Origin of the sequence: Rathayibacter sp. AY2B5 (assembly GCF_002931645.1) — a bacterium.
Classification (GTDB): domain Bacteria; phylum Actinomycetota; class Actinomycetes; order Actinomycetales; family Microbacteriaceae; genus Rathayibacter.
Genome location: NZ_PSUE01000033.1, coordinates 14,919 through 30,224, shown reverse-complemented (window position 1 = coordinate 30,224; position 15,306 = coordinate 14,919). Strand labels below are relative to the sequence as shown.

The window sequence follows — 15,306 nt, the reverse complement described above, 5'->3', positions numbered from 1 at the left end:
GGGCCGGGGGGTCTCGAGGGGGGAGCTGTGCCCGCTGCTCGATCAGCAGGAGGGCGCCGCTCAGGCCTCGACCCAGGTCCAGGTGCCGGCCGGGCCGTCGACCGAGACGTCGCCGCCGGAGCGCGTCACGGTGAAGACCGTCTCCTCCCCCGTGTCGTGCGCGACGACCCGGACCGGCGTCGCTCCGTCCGGCCCCGGGAACACCCTCAGCTCGAGCCCGTCGAGGTAGTCGTACTCGGCCGAGTCCTGGCGGGCCCCCACCGGGATCACCGCACCCTCGCGCACGTACAGCGGCAGCGAGTCGAAGCCGTGGACCTCACGGCGCCACTCCCCCGTCGAGACGGTCCGCTCGCCCGTCCACCAGCTCGTCCACGTCCCGCGCGGGAGGTAGAACTCGACCGTGCCGTCCTCGGTGAACACCGGAGCGACGAGCAGGTCGTGCCCGAGCAGGTACTGCGTGTCGAGGTGGGCGGCGCTGCGGTCGTCCTCGAACTCGAGCGCCATCGGCCGCATGATCGGGACGCCGGTGCTCGCCGCCTCCGCCCCCGCCGCGAAGAGGTAGGGCATCAGCGAGAGCTTCAGCCGGGTGAAGAGCCGGGTGACCTCCGCGGCCTCCTCGTCGAACGCCCACGGCACGCGCACCGAGGAGGATCCGTGCAGCCGAGAATGCGAGGAGAGCAGGCCGAACGCGAGCCAGCGCTTGAACACTCCGGGATCGGGCGTGCCCTCGAAGCCGCCGATGTCGTGCGCCCAGAAGCCGAACCCGCCCAGCGCGAGCGAGAGGCCTCCGCGCAGGGTCTCGGCCATCGACACGTAGGAGGAGGTGTTGTCCCCGCCCCAGTGCACCGGCAGCGACTGCCCGCCGACCGTGGCGCTGCGGGCGAAGAGGACCGCGCGCCCCTCGCCGAGCTCCTGCTCGAGCACCTCGTGCACCGCGCGGTTGTAGAGCTGGGTGTACCAGTTGTGCATGGCCTCGGGGTCGGTCCCGTCGGCCCAGACGACGCCCTCCGACGGGATCCGCTCGCCGAAGTCGGTCTTGAAGGAGTCGACGCCCTGGCGCACGAGGACGCGGAGCTTCTCCTGGAACCAGGAGGTCGCCTCCGGATTCGTGAAGTCGATCAGCGCCATGCCGGCGACCCACATGTCCCACTGCCAGACGTCGCCGGAGGCCGTTCTGAGCAGGTAGCCCTTCTCGCGCCCCTCGGCGAACAGCGGCGACGCCTGTGCGATGTACGGATTGATCCAGACGCAGGTGTGCAGCCCGCGCTCGTGCAGGCGGGCGAGGATCCCCTCCGGGTCCGGGAAGGTGCGCGGGTCCCACTCGAGGTCGGTCCACTGGAACTCGCGCATCCAGAAGCAGTCGAAGTGGAACGCCGACAGCGGCAGCTCCCGCTCCGCGAAGCCGTCGATGAAGGAGTTCACCGTCTCCTCGTCGTAGCTCGTGGTGAAGCTGGTCGTCAGCCAGAGCCCGTAGCTCCAGGCGGGCACGACGGAGGGGCGGCCCGCGAGACCGGTGTAGCGCCGCAGCACGTCCTTCTTCGTCGGGCCCTGGATCACCAGGTACTCCAGCGCCTCGCCGCCGACCGAGAACTGCACGCGCTCGACCGCCTCGGAGCCGATCTCGAACGACACGAGGCCGGGATCGTTCACGAGCACGCCGTAGCCGCGGCTGGAGAGGTAGAACGGGACGTTCTTGTAGGCCTGCTCGGAGGAGGTGCCGCCGTCGGCGTTCCACACGTCCACCGTCTGGCCGTTCTTCACGAAGGGGCCGAAGCGCTCGCCGAGCCCGTAGACCAGCTCGCCGACGCCGAGGTCGAGCTGCTCGTGCAGGTAGGCGGCTCCGTCCGGTCCGGTCAGGTAGCCCTGCGCCTTGTGCCCGGACCCGGTGAGGCGCGTGCCGGTCGAGGTGTCCCAGAACTCCAGCGACCACGGAGCGCCCTGCCTGATCCGGACCTCGAGGTCGCCGGTGCGCAGCACGCCGCCGGACTCCGTCACCTCCGCCGCTCCGACGTCGCCCTCGGCCAGCTCGAAGCCGGGGCGCACCGCCGTCCCGCGCCAGTGCTCGATCCGCACCCGCGCGACCCCCTCGGCCGGCGAGGACACCGTGACCGTGAGCGCCGGCCGGTTGAGGACGTCGCCGCGGCCCTGGATGACCCGGGTCGGGGCGATCACCTCGAGCGAGGTGCCGTCGGTGCGGAGGTCGTACGCCTCCTGCGCGAACAGGGGCGTGAATCCGGCCCGCGTCTGCCAGAACCCGTCGGTGAACTTCATGGGGGTGCCTTTCGATGGCGCGCCGGCGGATCCCGCGAGGGAGGCGCCGACGGAGGGAGAGAGGGCTACTTGACCGCGCCGGCGGTGATGCCGCGCGTGAGGGTGCGCTGGAAGATCAGGAAGAAGATCAGCGTCGGGAGAAGGCCCAGGAGAGCGCTCGCGCTGGTCGTGGTGACGTCCATGATCTTGTCGCCCTGGAGGCTCGAGATCGCGATCGGGACGGTCTGCGTCGCGTCGCTCACCAGGAAGACCAGCGGGATGAGGAACTCGTTCCAGGTCCAGATGAAGAAGAAGATCATCAGCACCGAGAGGGTGGGCCGCGAGATCGGGACGATCACCCGGGTGAGGACCTGCCACTTCGAGGCGCCGTCGAGAGCCGCGGCCTCGAGGATCTCCTTCGGGAAGGTGCCGTAGACGCTCGAGAGCAGATAGGTGCCGAACGCCGACTGGATGACGGTGAAGATGACGATGACCGACAGCTGGGTGTCGTAGATCCCGACCGCTTTGAACATGTAGTACAGCGGGTAGAGCAGGGCCTCCTGCGGGAGCATGTTCGCCAGCAGGAACAGGACGATGATCCAGCTCCGGCCGCGGACCCGGCCGATGCCGATCGCGTAGGCGTTCAGCACCGAGAGGGCGACGGCGAGGATCGCGACCGACCCCGAGATGAGGATCGAGTTGCCGAGCTTCTCGGGGAAGTCGACGCGGCTCCAGAAGGTCGAGAGGCCGTCGAAGGAGAGGCCGGTCGGGAAGGCGAGCGGGCCGTTCGCCGAGTACTCGGCGGGGGTCTTGAAGGAGTTGAGCAGGATCAGCAGCACCGGGCTGATGATCACGAGCCCGATCACCACGGCGACGGCGAGGATCACCCAGTCGCCGAGGGTGCGCTTCGTCGTGCCCTTCGCGGGCTTGGCGGGACGGGAGGACGAGAGGTCCGCGTCCTCCGTGCCGGCCTGGGTGAGGGGCAGGGTCTCGATGGCCGACATCAGCGGGCTCCTTCGCTGCGCTCGACGCGCTCCTGGGCGCGGATGAACAGCACGGCGAGGATCACGATGACGATCGTGAGCGCGGTGGCGATGGTGGCGCCGTAGCCCACCTGCTGCTTCTGGAAGAACTCGGTGTACGAGTAGTAGGAGGGGACGATCGTGGAGTCGCCGGGGCCGCCGCGGGTCAGGGCGTAGATCGGGCCGAAGACCTTCAGCGCGGCGATGGTGCAGGTGAGGGTGACCACGAAGATCTCGGGCCGGATGATCGAGACCGTGATCCAGCGGAAGCGCTGGAACCAGTTCGCCCCGTCGAGCTCCGCCGCCTCGTAGAGCTCGGGGTCCACGCGCTGCAGCGCCGCCATGAAGATGACGACCGGGTAGCCCAGCTGCACCCAGATCATCACGACCATGATCGAGAGCATCGCGGTGTCCGGCTTGCCGAGCCAGTCGTGCGAGAGGGAGCCGAGCCCGACGGCCTCGAGGATCGAGTTCAGCGCGCCGTTGTCGGGGCGGAGGATCCAGCCGATGACGATCGCGGCGATGACGGTCGGCAGGATCTGCGGCAGGTAGTAGGTGGCGCGGAGGAAGCTCGCCAGGCGCCCGCCGAACTTCTTGCCGACGAGATCGAAGAGGATCGCCGCGAGCAGGAGTCCGAGGATCGTGGGGACGATCACCATCGCGATGATCATGTAGACCGAGTTGAGGAACGAGGTCCAGAACTGGTCGTCGCCCATCAGCTCGATCCAGTTGTCGAGGCCGATGAAGATCGGCGGCTTGATGCCGCGCCAGGACGTGAAGCTGATGTAGACGTTCCAGATCAGCGGGATCAGCACGATGAACGTGAAGAGCACGAACCCGGGGATCAGGTAGAGCCAGTAGCCGCCGGAGCGCTTCTCGCGGGGCGGCGTCGTGGGAGGCGGCGCGCTCTCCGCGCGACGAGGTGCTGTCGTCGTCATGGGTACTCCTAGGTCGGACGGGGTCGTGGGTGTGCTGCCGCGGGATGCCGCTCCGGTACGGAGGCGACGACGTGTCGTGGACCGGAGCGGCATCCAGCGGGGGGGGGAGGCTCGGCGGTGTTCGTGCGACCCCCTCGAGGGGTCGCCGTCACGTCCTCAGGTCTTCCGCTGCCGTTCCGCGCCTGCAGGCGCGGGGCCGGCCGCCTCGGCCGACATCACGTGACGCTTCCGCGTCACGTGATGTCGGCGACTCCGTCGTCGTACTTGGCCTGGAGGTCGGACAGCATGGCGGACTCGTCGGAGGAGCCGTTGATGAGCTCCTGCGTGGCGGCGACCAGGTCGTCGTAGAAGGTCGCGGTGGGCCAGTCGGGGTAGAAGGAGAGCTGGTCGCCGTCGACGACCGTCTTCCACTGCGAGAGCAGCGCCTTGCTCTTCTCGTCGGTGATGGCGCTCTCGTCGACGACCAGCGGGATGCCTCCGTTGTTGCCGATGAGGTCCTGGATCTCGGGTCGCATCGTGATGTCGATCCACTTGTAGGCGAGGTCCTTGTTCTTCGCCGTCTCCGGGATCACCCAGTGGTTGCCGGCGGAGCCCATCGTGAACTCGGCGCCCGGGAAGAGGAACGTGTCCCACTCGAATCCGGTGATCTCGGTCTTGAAGCGGCCGAACCACCAGGAGCCCGAGAAGAAGATCGGGTACTCGCCCGAGATGAACGCCGTGCCCGCGTCCTCCGCCTTCAGCCCGGAGGCGTCGGCCGAGAAGTAGCCCTTGTCGACGTAGGTCTTCAGCTGGTCGGCCGCGTAGCTCCAGGCCGCGTCCTCGAAGTCGACCTCGCCCGTGTAGGTCTGGTAGTCGGTGATCCAGGAGCGGTCGGCCTTCAGCAGCGCGAGCTGGTAGAAGAGCTGCTGCAGCGGGTACTCGGCGCCGGCCTCGGCCAGCGGGGTGATCCCCTTGGCCACGAAGGCGTCGAGGACGGCCGTGAACTCCTCGTAGGTGGTGGGGACCTCGAGGCCGTTCGCGGCGAAGGCGTCCTTGTTGTAGTAGACGAAGGTGAACTCGCCGTAGTTGGGGATGCCGTACCAGGAGCCGGAGCCCATGATCCCGTTCTCGTCGTACTTCGCGGTGGTCTGCAGCGCGCCGGGGATCAGCGAGTCCCAGCCGTAGAACTCGACCGCCTCGTCGAGGTTGGTGAGCAGGCCCTGGCTCGAGAGGAGCCCGCTGGTCGCGTTGCCCTTGTTGTACTCGACGACGTCGGGCGCCGAGTTGGAGTTGAAGATCTGGCTGGCGCCGGTGCGCAGCTGCTCGAAGGCCTTGAACTCGTACGCGATCTCGGCCCCCGTCTCCTGGGTGAAGATGTCGCGGGCGGCGAGCCAGGCGATGCCGCGGTCGCTGTCGGGCGTCTCGAAGTCCCAGAGCGTGAGGGTGCGGCCGGCGCCGTCGACCGTGGTCGAGAGCGCGTCGGAGCCGGCGTCGGAGCCGCCACCGGAGCAGGCGGCCAGCGCGAACATCGCGCTGAGGCCGACTCCGCCGGCGAGGAGGTTGCGCCGGCTGAGACCGGCGGTCGGGCGGTGGAAGGCGGAGCGGGATCGGAGCGACATTGCGGTGGTTCTCCTTCGAACGGTGCGGTGGTGCTGCGGAGGTGGTGCAGGGAGCGCTCTCTCGCGGGGGCGTGGTGTCGAAGCGTTTCGACAGTGCGCAGAGCCGGAGCGGGCAGGAAGAGGGTGGAGGACTAGAGGGAGGCCGGCGCGGGAGTGCCGGACGGGACCGCCGGCACCGGAGCGCCGGTCGGAGCGACCGCGAGGGATCCGCGGTCGACGTAGGAGGGCGGGAGCAGCTCGACGCCGACGGTGCGGCCGGAGTCGATCTGCTGGAGGGTCCGCGCGACGGCCGCTCGGCACATCGCGTCGAACGGGAGGGGAAGACTGCTGGTGGGGACCGGGAGGGCGCCGCCGTCGTAGCTGGCGCAGGCCGCCAGGATCGACAGGTCGCCGGGGACGGAGAGGCCGCGCTCGAGGACGCGCTCGATCGCCGCCTCCGCCACGGGCTCGTTGCAGTGCAGCACGAGCGCGGTGGGCGGGACGGGTACGGCGAGGATCGCGTCGATCGCGGCCTGTGCGCTCGGGCGGCCGATGTGCGGGCGCTCGACCGCGATCTCGACTCCGAGCGCCGCAGCCTCGGCGCGGAACGCCTCGTCGAAGCGGCGGACGAAGCCGGCGTTGCGGTCGGTGTAGGACTGCGGGTGCTCGAGCAGGCCGAGCGAGCGGTGGCCCAACTCGGCGAGCCGGCGGACGCTCTGGCGGGCGGCCTCGGCGAAGTCGAGGTCGACGCAGGCGAGATCGTGGGAGTCGGCGGGCACGCCGATGAAGGTGGCGGGGACCCCCGCCGCGCGGATCAGCTCGGCGCGGTCGTCGTCGTCGTCGACGCCCATCAGGACGATGCCGTCGACGAGCGAGGAGGAGGAGACGCGCCCGATGCCGCTGGAGGCCTCGTCGGTGACGAGCAGCAGGACGTCGTAGTCCGACTCCCGGGCGCGCTCGAGCACCTCGGTGACGAAGCGCATGTGGGTCGGCAGATGCAGCTCGCCGCGCATCGGGGCGGAGAGGGCGAGGATGTGGGTCCGCGCCCCGGCGAGCATCCGGGCTCCCGCGTGGGGCCGGTAGCCGAGCTGGCGCACCGCGTCGTCGACGCGCTGCCGGGTGGAGGCGGCGATCGAGCGCTTGCCGGAGAGGGCGTAGGAGACGGTGCTGATCGAGACCCCGGCAGCGCGGGCCACGTCGTGGATGGTCGCCATGGCTCCTCCTGCCGAACGTCGTCGTCGGTCGCGGTCGAGCTTCGAAGCGCTTCGACCGGTCATGCTGGAGCGACTGTACGCACAGTCGAAGCGCTTGCGCAAGCGATCCTCGCGACGACCTCCCCGGGCGCCGGCCCGCTCCGCGAGCGGTTCCGCGGCACGAACGGGCGGCACCCGCGATCGGCCGGAGGGCGACGCGCCGGGCCTTCCGCTCGTTGCGCCTCCCGACCCTCAGGGGATATGTTGGGCTCAACAACAATTCGGCGACGTCGCCGGAAAGGATTCGGATCCCATGTCCCTGACCCCCACCCGCGCCGACAAGTTCTCGTTCGGCCTCTGGACCATCGGCTACAACGGGACGGACCCGTTCGGCGGCCCGACCCGCGAGCCGCTCGACGTCGTCCACGCGGTCGAGAAGCTCGACGAGCTCGGCGCGTACGGCCTCACCTTCCACGACGACGACCTGTTCGCCTTCGGCTCCACCGACGCCGAGCGCCAGACCCAGATCGACCGCCTCAAGGGCGCGCTGGAGTCCACCGGCCTCATCGTGCCGATGGTCACCACCAACCTCTTCAGCGCCCCGGTCTTCAAGGACGGCGGCTTCACCTCGAACGACCGCGACGTCCGCCGCTTCGCGCTGCGCAAGGTCCTCCGCAACATCGACCTCGCCGCCGAGCTGGGCGCGAAGACGTTCGTCATGTGGGGCGGCCGCGAGGGCGCCGAGTACGACTCCGCCAAGGACATCCGCGCCGCGCTCGAGCGCTACCGCGAGGCCGTCAACCTGCTCGGCGACTACGTCACCGACAAGGGCTACGACATCCGCTTCGCCATCGAGCCCAAGCCGAACGAGCCCCGCGGCGACATCCTGCTTCCGACGCTCGGCCACGCGATCGCGTTCATCGACTCCCTCGAGCGCCCCGAGCTCGTCGGCGTGAACCCCGAGGTCGGCCACGAGCAGATGGCGGGCCTGAACTTCACCGCCGGCATCGCCCAGGCGCTGTACCACGGCAAGCTCTTCCACATCGACCTCAACGGCCAGCGCGGCATCAAGTACGACCAGGACCTGGTCTTCGGCCACGGAGACCTGCACAACGCGTTCTCGCTCGTCGACCTCCTCGAGAACGGCGGCCCCGGCGGCGTCCCGGCCTACGACGGCCCGCGCCACTTCGACTACAAGCCCTCGCGCACCGAGGACGAGACCGGAGTCTGGGACTCGGCCGCAGCGAACATGCGCACCTACCTGCTGCTCAAGGAGCGCGCCGCGGCCTTCCGCGCCGACCCCGAGGTGCAGGAGGCGCTGGCCGCCGCCAAGGTCGCCGAGCTCTCCACCCCGACGCTGAACGAGGGCGAGTCGTACGACGACCTGCTCGCGGACACCGCCTCGTACGAGTCGTTCGACGCCGACGCCTACCTCGGCGGCAAGGGCTTCGGCTTCGTGCGCCTGCAGCAGCTGGCCACCGAGCACCTGCTCGGCGCCCGCGGCTGACCCGCACCCCCTGAGCCCGCGGTCCGCCGCGGGACGACCTGAGACGGACGAGATCCCCTGCACCCGCACGGGATCTCGTCCGTTCTCCTGCATCCGGCCCGGTTCCGCACCGGACGCCCGAACCCGAACCCCCCAACGAAAGAGGACAGCGATGACGCTCGTCGCAGGGATCGACTCGTCGACCCAGAGCTGCAAGGTGGTCGTCCGCGACCTCGACACCGGCGCCGTGGTGCGCACCGGCCGAGCGAGCCACCCGGACGGCACCGAGGTCGATCCGGCCGCGTGGTGGGAGGCGCTGCAGCTCGCCCTCGCCGACGCCGGCGGGCTCGACGACGTCGCCGCGATCTCGGTCGGCGGCCAGCAGCACGGCATGGTCGTCCTCGACGAGAGCGGCGCCGTCATCCGCCCCGCTCTGCTCTGGAACGACACCCGCAGCGCGCCCGCCGCCGCCGCGCTCATCGAGGAGCTCGGAGCCGGGGCCTGGGCGGAGCGGACCGGATCGGTGCCGGTCGCCTCCTTCACCGCCACCAAGCTCCGCTGGCTGCGCGACGCCGAGCCCGAGAACGCCGCCCGTGTCGCCGCCGTCGCGCTCCCCCACGACTGGCTGACCTGGCGCCTGCTCGGCTACGGCCCCGACTCCGCCCGTGGTCCGCAGCTCGACGCGCTCACGACCGACCGGTCCGACGCGTCCGGCACCTCGTACTGGGGAGCGGACGGCTACGACCTCGACCTGCTCGAGCGCGCCCTCGGCCACCGCCCGCTGCTCCCCCGCGTGCTCGGCCCCTCGGAGGAGGCGGGCCGCACCGAGAGCGGACTCGTCGTCGGCCCCGGCGCGGGCGACAACGCGGGCGCCGCGCTCGGCCTCGGCGCCGGCCCCGGCGACGTGGTCGTCAGCATCGGCACGAGCGGCACCGTCTTCGCCGTCACGGACGACCCGGTGCGCGACGCCTCCGGGACCGTCGCCGGCTTCGCCGATGCGAGCGGGCGCTTCCTGCCGCTGGTCGCGACGCTCAACGCCGCGCGCGTGCTGGCCTCGACCGCGACCCTGCTCGGCAGCGACTTCGACCAGTTCGCCGCACTGGCGCTCGAGGCGGAGCCGGGTGCCGACGGCCTCGTGCTGGTCCCCTACTTCGAGGGCGAGCGCACGCCGAACCTGCCGGACGCGACCGCGAGCCTGCACGGGATGACCATCGCCTCGACCACGCGACCGAACCTCGCCCGCGCGGCGATCGAGGGCATGCTCTGCGGACTGGCCGACGGGCTCGACGCCGTTCGCGCGCAGGGAGTGGAGGCGCGGCGCATCCTCCTCATCGGCGGAGCCGCGCAGAACCGCGCCGTGCAGCTCGCTGCATCGCAGGTGTTCGACGTGCCCGTGCAGGTGCCGACGCCCGGCGAGTACGTGGCCGATGGTGCCGCCGTGCAGGCCGCCTGGACGCTGACAGGATCGCGTCCGACGTGGACCGTCACCTCGGTGGCCGAGCCCGCGCCGGACCACCGCCCCGTGATCCGCGAGCAGTACGCGGCCGCCCGCGCCTGAGAATCCGGCCCCGGCCCTCTCCAGGGTCGGGGCCTCGCCGCAAGCCCCAGTGGACGGGGAGCGGAATCGCGCTACTCTCATTACTCAGCCAGCTGACTAATGGAGGAGCGACATGACCGCCACACGAACCCCCGACCGCGCCGACCGGATCCGCCAGGTCGTCGTCGCCGTGAGCGCGGTGCTCGCCCTCATCGGCTCCTTCATCGGCTCGGGCGCCGCGGGCGGCACGCAGATCCAGAACGCGGCCGGCGGCGCCCTGACCGCGTCCTCGACCCCCATCGCTCCCGACGGCCCCGCCTTCGCGATCTGGAGCGTCATCTACACCGGCCTCATCGCCTACGCGATCTGGCAGTTCCTGCCCTCGCAGACAGCCCGCACCCGCCACCGCCGGCTGGGCTACTGGGCCGCCGCGAGCCTCCTCCTGAACGCCGCGTGGATCCTGGTCGTCCAGGCCGGCTTCCTGACGCTCAGCGTCGTCGTGATCGCCCTGCTGCTCGCCGTGCTCGCGCGCATCTTCGTGATCCTGCGGACCACCCGCTCGGCCGGAGTGGTCGACGCGATCGTGACGGACGGCACCTTCGGGCTCTACCTCGGCTGGGTGTGCGTGGCCACGGCCGCGAACGTCACCGCCGGGCTCGTCGGCGCGGGAGTCGGCAGCGCGGACGGTCCGGGCGCCGCGGTCTGGGCGGTCGTCGTCCTCGCCGTCGCCGCGCTCGTCGGACTCCTGATCGCGGTCACCGGCCGCGGCCGCATCGCCCCGATGCTCTCGCTCGTCTGGGGACTCTCCTGGGTCGCCGTCGGCCGCTTCGCCGGCGAGCTCGTCTCGGTCCCCGCCGGGATCGCCGCGCTGGTCGCCGCCGCCGTGGTGCTGGTGTTCACCCTCCTGGTCCGCGCCACCGCGGGACGCCGGGTCAGCGCCGCCTGATCCTTGCGCGACGAAGGCCGAGAGGCCGGGACAGCCCTGGTCCGGGGCCGCCCGGCCTCTCGGCCTCCGTCGTGGTGGCGGATCAGGTGATCAGCGTGTCGACGTACTCCCGGTTCTCGTCCATCCACGCGGCGAGGGCGGCGGAGCGGTCGTCGGCCCCGTCGTTGAACAGCGCGTTCTCGAGCGAGTAGAGCATCTTCGAGTCCATCCGGAAGTCGCGGATCCAGCGGCTCATCGTCGGGTAGTCCGCGTCGAAGGCGGCCGAGCCGAAGGAGTGGATCCCCTCCGCCTGCCCGAGCAGGCCCTTCGGGTCCTCGAGGTCCTTGACCGGGAAGGCGTCGTAGGCCCAGTGCGGGCGCCAGAGCGTGACGGCGATGTTCTCGCCCGCGGCGGTCGCGCTCGAGAGCTCCTGGAGCATGGCCGGCGTCGACGAGGTGAGGTAGTCCATCCCCTCCAGGCCGTAGCCGGGGATGACGTCCTCGGTCGTCGTCTTGTTGAGACCGGAGCCGGGCTCGATGCCGATCAGGCGGTTCCCGACGACGCCCGGGTCGGCGGCGAGCTCCTCGAGGGAGTCGATCGGAGCGTCCTCGTTGACCGCGATGGTCAGCTTCGCCTCGTCGTTCCACGCGCCCAGGTCGACGATCGAGTCGCCGTACTGCTCGACGTACCGGGCGTGGGTGAGCGGCAGCCAGGTGTCGAGGGCGAGGTCGTAGTCGCCCGTCGAGAGGCCCTGGAAGCCGGGGGCGACGTCGGCGTTCTGCAGGGTCACGTCGTAGCCCTGCTCCTCGAGCACCGCCTCCCACAGAGCGGAGACGGCGATCCCCTCGTCCCAGCCCTGGAACACGGCGACGGTCACGTCGGTGCGGTCGCCGTTGTCGACGGAGGCGGCGGTGGCGGGAGCGGCGAGGGTCGCGGCCCCGAGGGACGCGACCAGGCCGATCGAGACGACGCCGACGGCCGAGCGGGTCGCCACGACGGCGCGGCGGTTCTTCGCCCGGGCGACCCTCGCCGGCGAGGGCGAGCCCAGCGCGCCGGTCATCCGGTCGAGGACGACCGCGAGGATCACGACGGAGATGCCCGCCTCGAAGCCGAGCGCGACATCGATCCGGTTGAGGCTCGCGACGACGTCGCCGCCCAGCCCTCCGGCGCCGACCATGCCCGCGATGACGACCATCGAGAGCGAGAGCATGATGACCTGGTTGAGGCCCGCCAGGATCGAGGGCAGCGCGAGCGGCAGCTGGATCTGGCGGAGGATCCGCCACTTCGAGGAGCCGAACGACTCCCCCGCCTCGACGAGCTCCGGGTCGACGCCGCGGATGCCCAGCTCGGTGAGCCGGACGCCCGGCGCCATGGCGAACACGATGGTCGCGACGATGCCGGGCACCACTCCGACCCGGAACAGGATCAGCGCGGGGATCAGGTAGACGAAGGCCGGCATCGTCTGCATCAGGTCGAGCACGGGCCGGATGACCGCGGAGGCCGTGCGGTTGCGCGCGGCGAGCACGCCCAGCGGCACGCTCAGCGCGATGGCGATCACGGAGGCGACGAGCACCAGCGCGAGGGAGTCCATCGCGTTCTCCCACTGGTCGACCCCCACGATCAGCAGGAGCCCCACGGCGGTGCCGGCCGCGAAGACCCAGCCGCGGACGGCGTAGGCCAGTACGGCGAGGAAGGCGACGATCACCCAGAAGGGCGGTGTCGCGAGGACGAGGTCGACGCCGGAGTAGAGGGCGCCGAAGACGGTGCGCAGCAGGTCGAAGACCGGCTGGAAGGTCTGCGTGAGGACATCGACGGCACCCTCGGCGAGGGCGCCGAGCGGGAGGCGGAATCCGAGATCGGTCATCGTGCACCTCCGTCCGCCGCGAGGACGGCGTCGTCGACGGGGCCTCCGGTCGCGTGCAGGGTCGCGGTGACGACCTCGGTCGAGACGGTGGCGGGCGGCTCGATCACCGGGTGCTCGCCGGTGCGGGCGGGCACGTTGCCGAGCGCCGCGAGCAGGGTCACCCGCGGGATCGCTCCGAGCAGACGCCCGTCGGCGTCGACCACGGCGACCGGCAGCGCCGACTCGACGGCGGGCTCGATGACCTCGCTGAGGGCGGTGTCCGGACCGACGGTGACGACGTCGGAGGTGAGGACCGCCGAGAGGTCGCCGGTGCTCCGGCGCACCTGCTCGATCACGTCGCGGTCGCGGACCGTGCCCAGCAGGCGGCGTCCGCCGCCGACCACGAACGCGGCCGAGGTCTGCAGGTCGCGCATGCTCCGCAGCGCGGCGCGGGGACCGGCCGCCAGGGTGACCACGGAGCGAGCGGGCTCCATCACGGCGGAGGCGGTGAGCACACGGGCGCGGTCGACGTCCTGCACGAACTGGGCGACGTAGTCGTTCGCCGGGTCGGTGAGGATCTCCTCCGGGGTGCCGATCTGGACGATGCGGCCGTCGCGCATCACCGCGATGCGGTCGCCGAGGAACATGGCCTCGTTGAGGTCGTGCGTGATGAAGACGATGGTCTTGCCGAGCTCGTGCTGCAGCTCGATCAGCTGCTCCTGCATCTCGCGGCGGATCAGCGGGTCGAGTGCCGAGAACGCCTCGTCCATCAGCACGATGTCGGTGTCGGCGGCGAGCGCCCGGGCGAGGCCGACGCGCTGGCGCATGCCGCCGGAGAGCTCGTCGGGCATCTTCTCGTGCCAGCCGGCGAGACCGGCGCGCTCGACCGCGAGCAGGGCCCGCTCGCGGCGCTCGGCCGCGGGGACGCCCTGGATCTCGAGCGGGTACGCGACGTTGTCGAGCACGGTGCGGTGCGGGAGGAGCGCGAAGTGCTGGAACACCATCGACACCGACGAGCGGCGCACGCGGCGCAGCTCCGCCTCGGAGACGCCGGTGATGGTGGAGCCCTCGATCAGGACCTCGCCCGCGGAGGGCTCCTGGAGCCCGTTCAGCATGCGGATCAGGGTGGACTTCCCGGAGCCGGAGAGGCCCATCACGACGAAGATCTCGCCGCGGCGCACGGTGAAGGACGCGTCGATCACCGCGGCCGTGCCGAGTCCGGCGAGCTCGCCGCGGTCGGCGCCCTCGCCCAGTCGGCGGACGACCTCGTCGGGCTTCCGGCCGAACACCTTGAAGAGGTGGCGGGCCTCGAGAGCGGGGGTCGCGGGATCGGCGCCCGCCTCGCTCCGGGGCTCGCTGATGATCTGCTGGTTCTGGTGCACGTACACTCCGTCGGCGCGCAGGGACGACGCCCTGCGCTCATCTCGTGGTGCCGGGTCGGGAGCGTGGGACAGCCGTGCGTCGAGCCTCCGCGTGCGTCCCGCCGCTCAGCGCGGCAGGGGGTGGAGGCGAGAGCGTCCGAGGCGGCCTCGGGGCCGCCTCCACTCCCGTTGACCGTACGATCGCGGCGCGTCCTGGGGGACGCCGTGCGAGCGCGGACCGGTTCATCGGGGCCCGTGAGGACCGCCGACCACGGTAGCCGCGGAGCCGCCGAGGGGCAAACGTCGGACAATTGCGGGGGCGGGTCCAGGGGTGGTGATGAGCCGATCGGCGCGAGCGAATGTACTGGTCGGAGCTGGTTTCCGGAGTGTTGCGCGATCGTTACCGTGATGGCGCGGCCGGCGGCGCTCGTTCCGGCCGGTCTCCATCCGCCGCTGCTCGACCGGCGAGGAGGCCCCGCAGCTCAGACGGTGGTCTCGCCCGCCGGGCCCGAGGGGGCCGCCGCGCCGACTCCACTGACGGGCTCGCCCTGCCAGGACACGAGCGTCCACGCGTCGCCCGAGCCCTCGAGGACGACGACGCCGGTGTTGTCGAGCAGGTGGTCGGCGATGAAGCGCGCATCGAGGTCGAGGGAGCGCAGACCCGCCCAGCAGCGGATGGCCGCGCCGTGGCTGATCAGCGCGACGACCTCGTGCCCGAGCGCCTCCGCCTCCGCCACCACCGCGTCGTAGCGCGCCGCGAACTCGTCGCCCGTCTCGCCGCCCGCCAGCCGGATCGACGTCTCGCCGCCGGCCCAGCGGAAGACCGTGCCCATGTACTCCTCGACCGCCGCGTCGTCGCCGCGCATCTCGAGCCCCGCGGCCGCGACCTCGCGGATGCCGTCGCGCTCGATCGGCTCGAGCCCGAGCGCCGCGGCGAGAGGGGCGGCCGTCTCGTGGGTGCGGACCATCGTCGAGACGAGCAGCGCGCCGATCCCCTCGCCGGCGAGCTGACCGGGCAGCGCCGCGGCCTGGGTGCGGCCGAGGTCGGTGAGCCCGGGTCCGGGGACGCGGGTGTCGAGGAGCCCGGCGACGTTGGAGGGGGTCTGGCCGTGGCGGATCAGGAGGAGGCGCATCCGCCCACGCTAACCGCGGAGGCTGGGCTTCCGGGGCGCGC

The 15,306-nt window shown here is 71.4% G+C and carries 11 protein-coding genes; 3 read left to right on the top strand and 8 right to left on the bottom strand.

Annotated elements, in window-relative coordinates:
- Positions 1–60: 60 nt before the first annotated feature.
- From yicI to C5C30_RS15765, 5 genes are all read right to left on the bottom strand, one after another.
- On the bottom strand, positions 61–2,271 hold the full coding sequence (yicI, locus tag C5C30_RS15785; protein WP_104334065.1) for an alpha-xylosidase: 2,211 nt from the start codon (positions 2,269–2,271) through the stop codon (positions 61–63).
- A gap of 65 nt (positions 2,272–2,336) precedes the next feature.
- The gene (locus C5C30_RS15780; RefSeq protein WP_104227354.1) at positions 2,337–3,254 is read right to left on the bottom strand and encodes a carbohydrate ABC transporter permease; all 918 of its coding nucleotides are present in this window, start codon (positions 3,252–3,254) and stop codon (positions 2,337–2,339) included.
- The gene (locus C5C30_RS15775) at positions 3,254–4,210 is read right to left on the bottom strand and encodes a carbohydrate ABC transporter permease (RefSeq protein ID WP_104224874.1); all 957 of its coding nucleotides are present in this window, start codon (positions 4,208–4,210) and stop codon (positions 3,254–3,256) included. The genes C5C30_RS15780 and C5C30_RS15775 overlap by 1 nt, the downstream gene beginning before the upstream one ends.
- 233 nt (positions 4,211–4,443) lie before the next feature.
- Complete coding sequence (locus tag C5C30_RS15770) at positions 4,444–5,808, bottom strand: ABC transporter substrate-binding protein (RefSeq protein ID WP_258066012.1); 1,365 nt, start codon at positions 5,806–5,808, stop codon at positions 4,444–4,446.
- A 131-nt stretch (positions 5,809–5,939) separates the two neighbouring features.
- Positions 5,940–7,001, bottom strand: a complete 1,062-nt coding sequence (locus tag C5C30_RS15765; RefSeq protein WP_104339233.1) for a LacI family DNA-binding transcriptional regulator — start codon at positions 6,999–7,001, stop codon at positions 5,940–5,942.
- Positions 7,002–7,293: 292 nt separating this feature from the next.
- On the opposite strand from C5C30_RS15765, the gene xylA reads away from it, so the two are divergent.
- The 3 genes from xylA (at position 7,294) to C5C30_RS15750 (ending at position 10,949) form a co-directional block, all read left to right on the top strand.
- Positions 7,294–8,487, top strand: a complete 1,194-nt coding sequence (gene xylA / locus C5C30_RS15760) for a xylose isomerase (RefSeq protein WP_104224876.1) — start codon at positions 7,294–7,296, stop codon at positions 8,485–8,487.
- 151 nt (positions 8,488–8,638) lie between these two features.
- Positions 8,639–10,024, top strand: coding sequence for a xylulokinase (xylB, locus tag C5C30_RS15755; RefSeq protein ID WP_104334064.1), 1,386 nt, complete (start codon positions 8,639–8,641; stop codon positions 10,022–10,024).
- A 112-nt stretch (positions 10,025–10,136) separates the two neighbouring features.
- Entirely contained in the window at positions 10,137–10,949 is an 813-nt protein-coding gene (locus C5C30_RS15750; protein WP_104334063.1) for a tryptophan-rich sensory protein, read from the top strand.
- Between the two features lie 82 nt (positions 10,950–11,031).
- Here C5C30_RS15750 and C5C30_RS18185 read toward each other — a convergent pair whose 3' ends face one another.
- The 3 genes from C5C30_RS18185 to C5C30_RS15735 all read right to left on the bottom strand — a co-directional run bounded on the left by C5C30_RS18185 (position 11,032) and on the right by C5C30_RS15735 (position 15,265).
- Positions 11,032–12,792: an ABC transporter permease/substrate binding protein gene (locus tag C5C30_RS18185; RefSeq protein WP_104334062.1), complete on the bottom strand. Its 1,761-nt coding sequence runs from the start codon at positions 12,790–12,792 to the stop codon at positions 11,032–11,034.
- The gene (locus tag C5C30_RS15740) at positions 12,789–14,153 is read right to left on the bottom strand and encodes a glycine betaine/L-proline ABC transporter ATP-binding protein (protein WP_374952941.1); all 1,365 of its coding nucleotides are present in this window, start codon (positions 14,151–14,153) and stop codon (positions 12,789–12,791) included. Before C5C30_RS15740 ends, C5C30_RS18185 begins: the two co-directional genes overlap by 4 nt.
- Before the next feature lie 461 nt (positions 14,154–14,614).
- Positions 14,615–15,265 carry a histidine phosphatase family protein gene (locus C5C30_RS15735; RefSeq protein WP_104227360.1) on the bottom strand — a complete coding sequence of 217 codons (651 nt, stop codon included), beginning with the start codon at positions 15,263–15,265 and terminating at the stop codon, positions 14,615–14,617.
- Positions 15,266–15,306: the final 41 nt, after the last annotated feature.

Bases quoted from the DNA above. Each gene is read 5' to 3' on its own strand.
- xylA (WP_104224876.1), top strand. From the start codon at position 7,294: ATGTCCCTGACCCCCACCCGCGCCGACAAGTTCTCGTTCGGCCTCTGG.
- xylB (WP_104334064.1), top strand. From the start codon at position 8,639: ATGACGCTCGTCGCAGGGATCGACTCGTCGACCCAGAGCTGCAAGGTG.
- yicI (WP_104334065.1), bottom strand. From the start codon at position 2,271: ATGAAGTTCACCGACGGGTTCTGGCAGACGCGGGCCGGATTCACGCCC.
- C5C30_RS18185 (WP_104334062.1), bottom strand. From the start codon at position 12,792: ATGACCGATCTCGGATTCCGCCTCCCGCTCGGCGCCCTCGCCGAGGGT.
- C5C30_RS15770 (WP_258066012.1), bottom strand. From the start codon at position 5,808: ATGTCGCTCCGATCCCGCTCCGCCTTCCACCGCCCGACCGCCGGTCTC.
- C5C30_RS15765 (WP_104339233.1), bottom strand. From the start codon at position 7,001: ATGGCGACCATCCACGACGTGGCCCGCGCTGCCGGGGTCTCGATCAGC.
- C5C30_RS15750 (WP_104334063.1), top strand. From the start codon at position 10,137: ATGACCGCCACACGAACCCCCGACCGCGCCGACCGGATCCGCCAGGTC.
- C5C30_RS15735 (WP_104227360.1), bottom strand. From the start codon at position 15,265: ATGCGCCTCCTCCTGATCCGCCACGGCCAGACCCCCTCCAACGTCGCC.
- C5C30_RS15775 (WP_104224874.1), bottom strand. From the start codon at position 4,210: ATGACGACGACAGCACCTCGTCGCGCGGAGAGCGCGCCGCCTCCCACG.
- C5C30_RS15780 (WP_104227354.1), bottom strand. From the start codon at position 3,254: ATGTCGGCCATCGAGACCCTGCCCCTCACCCAGGCCGGCACGGAGGAC.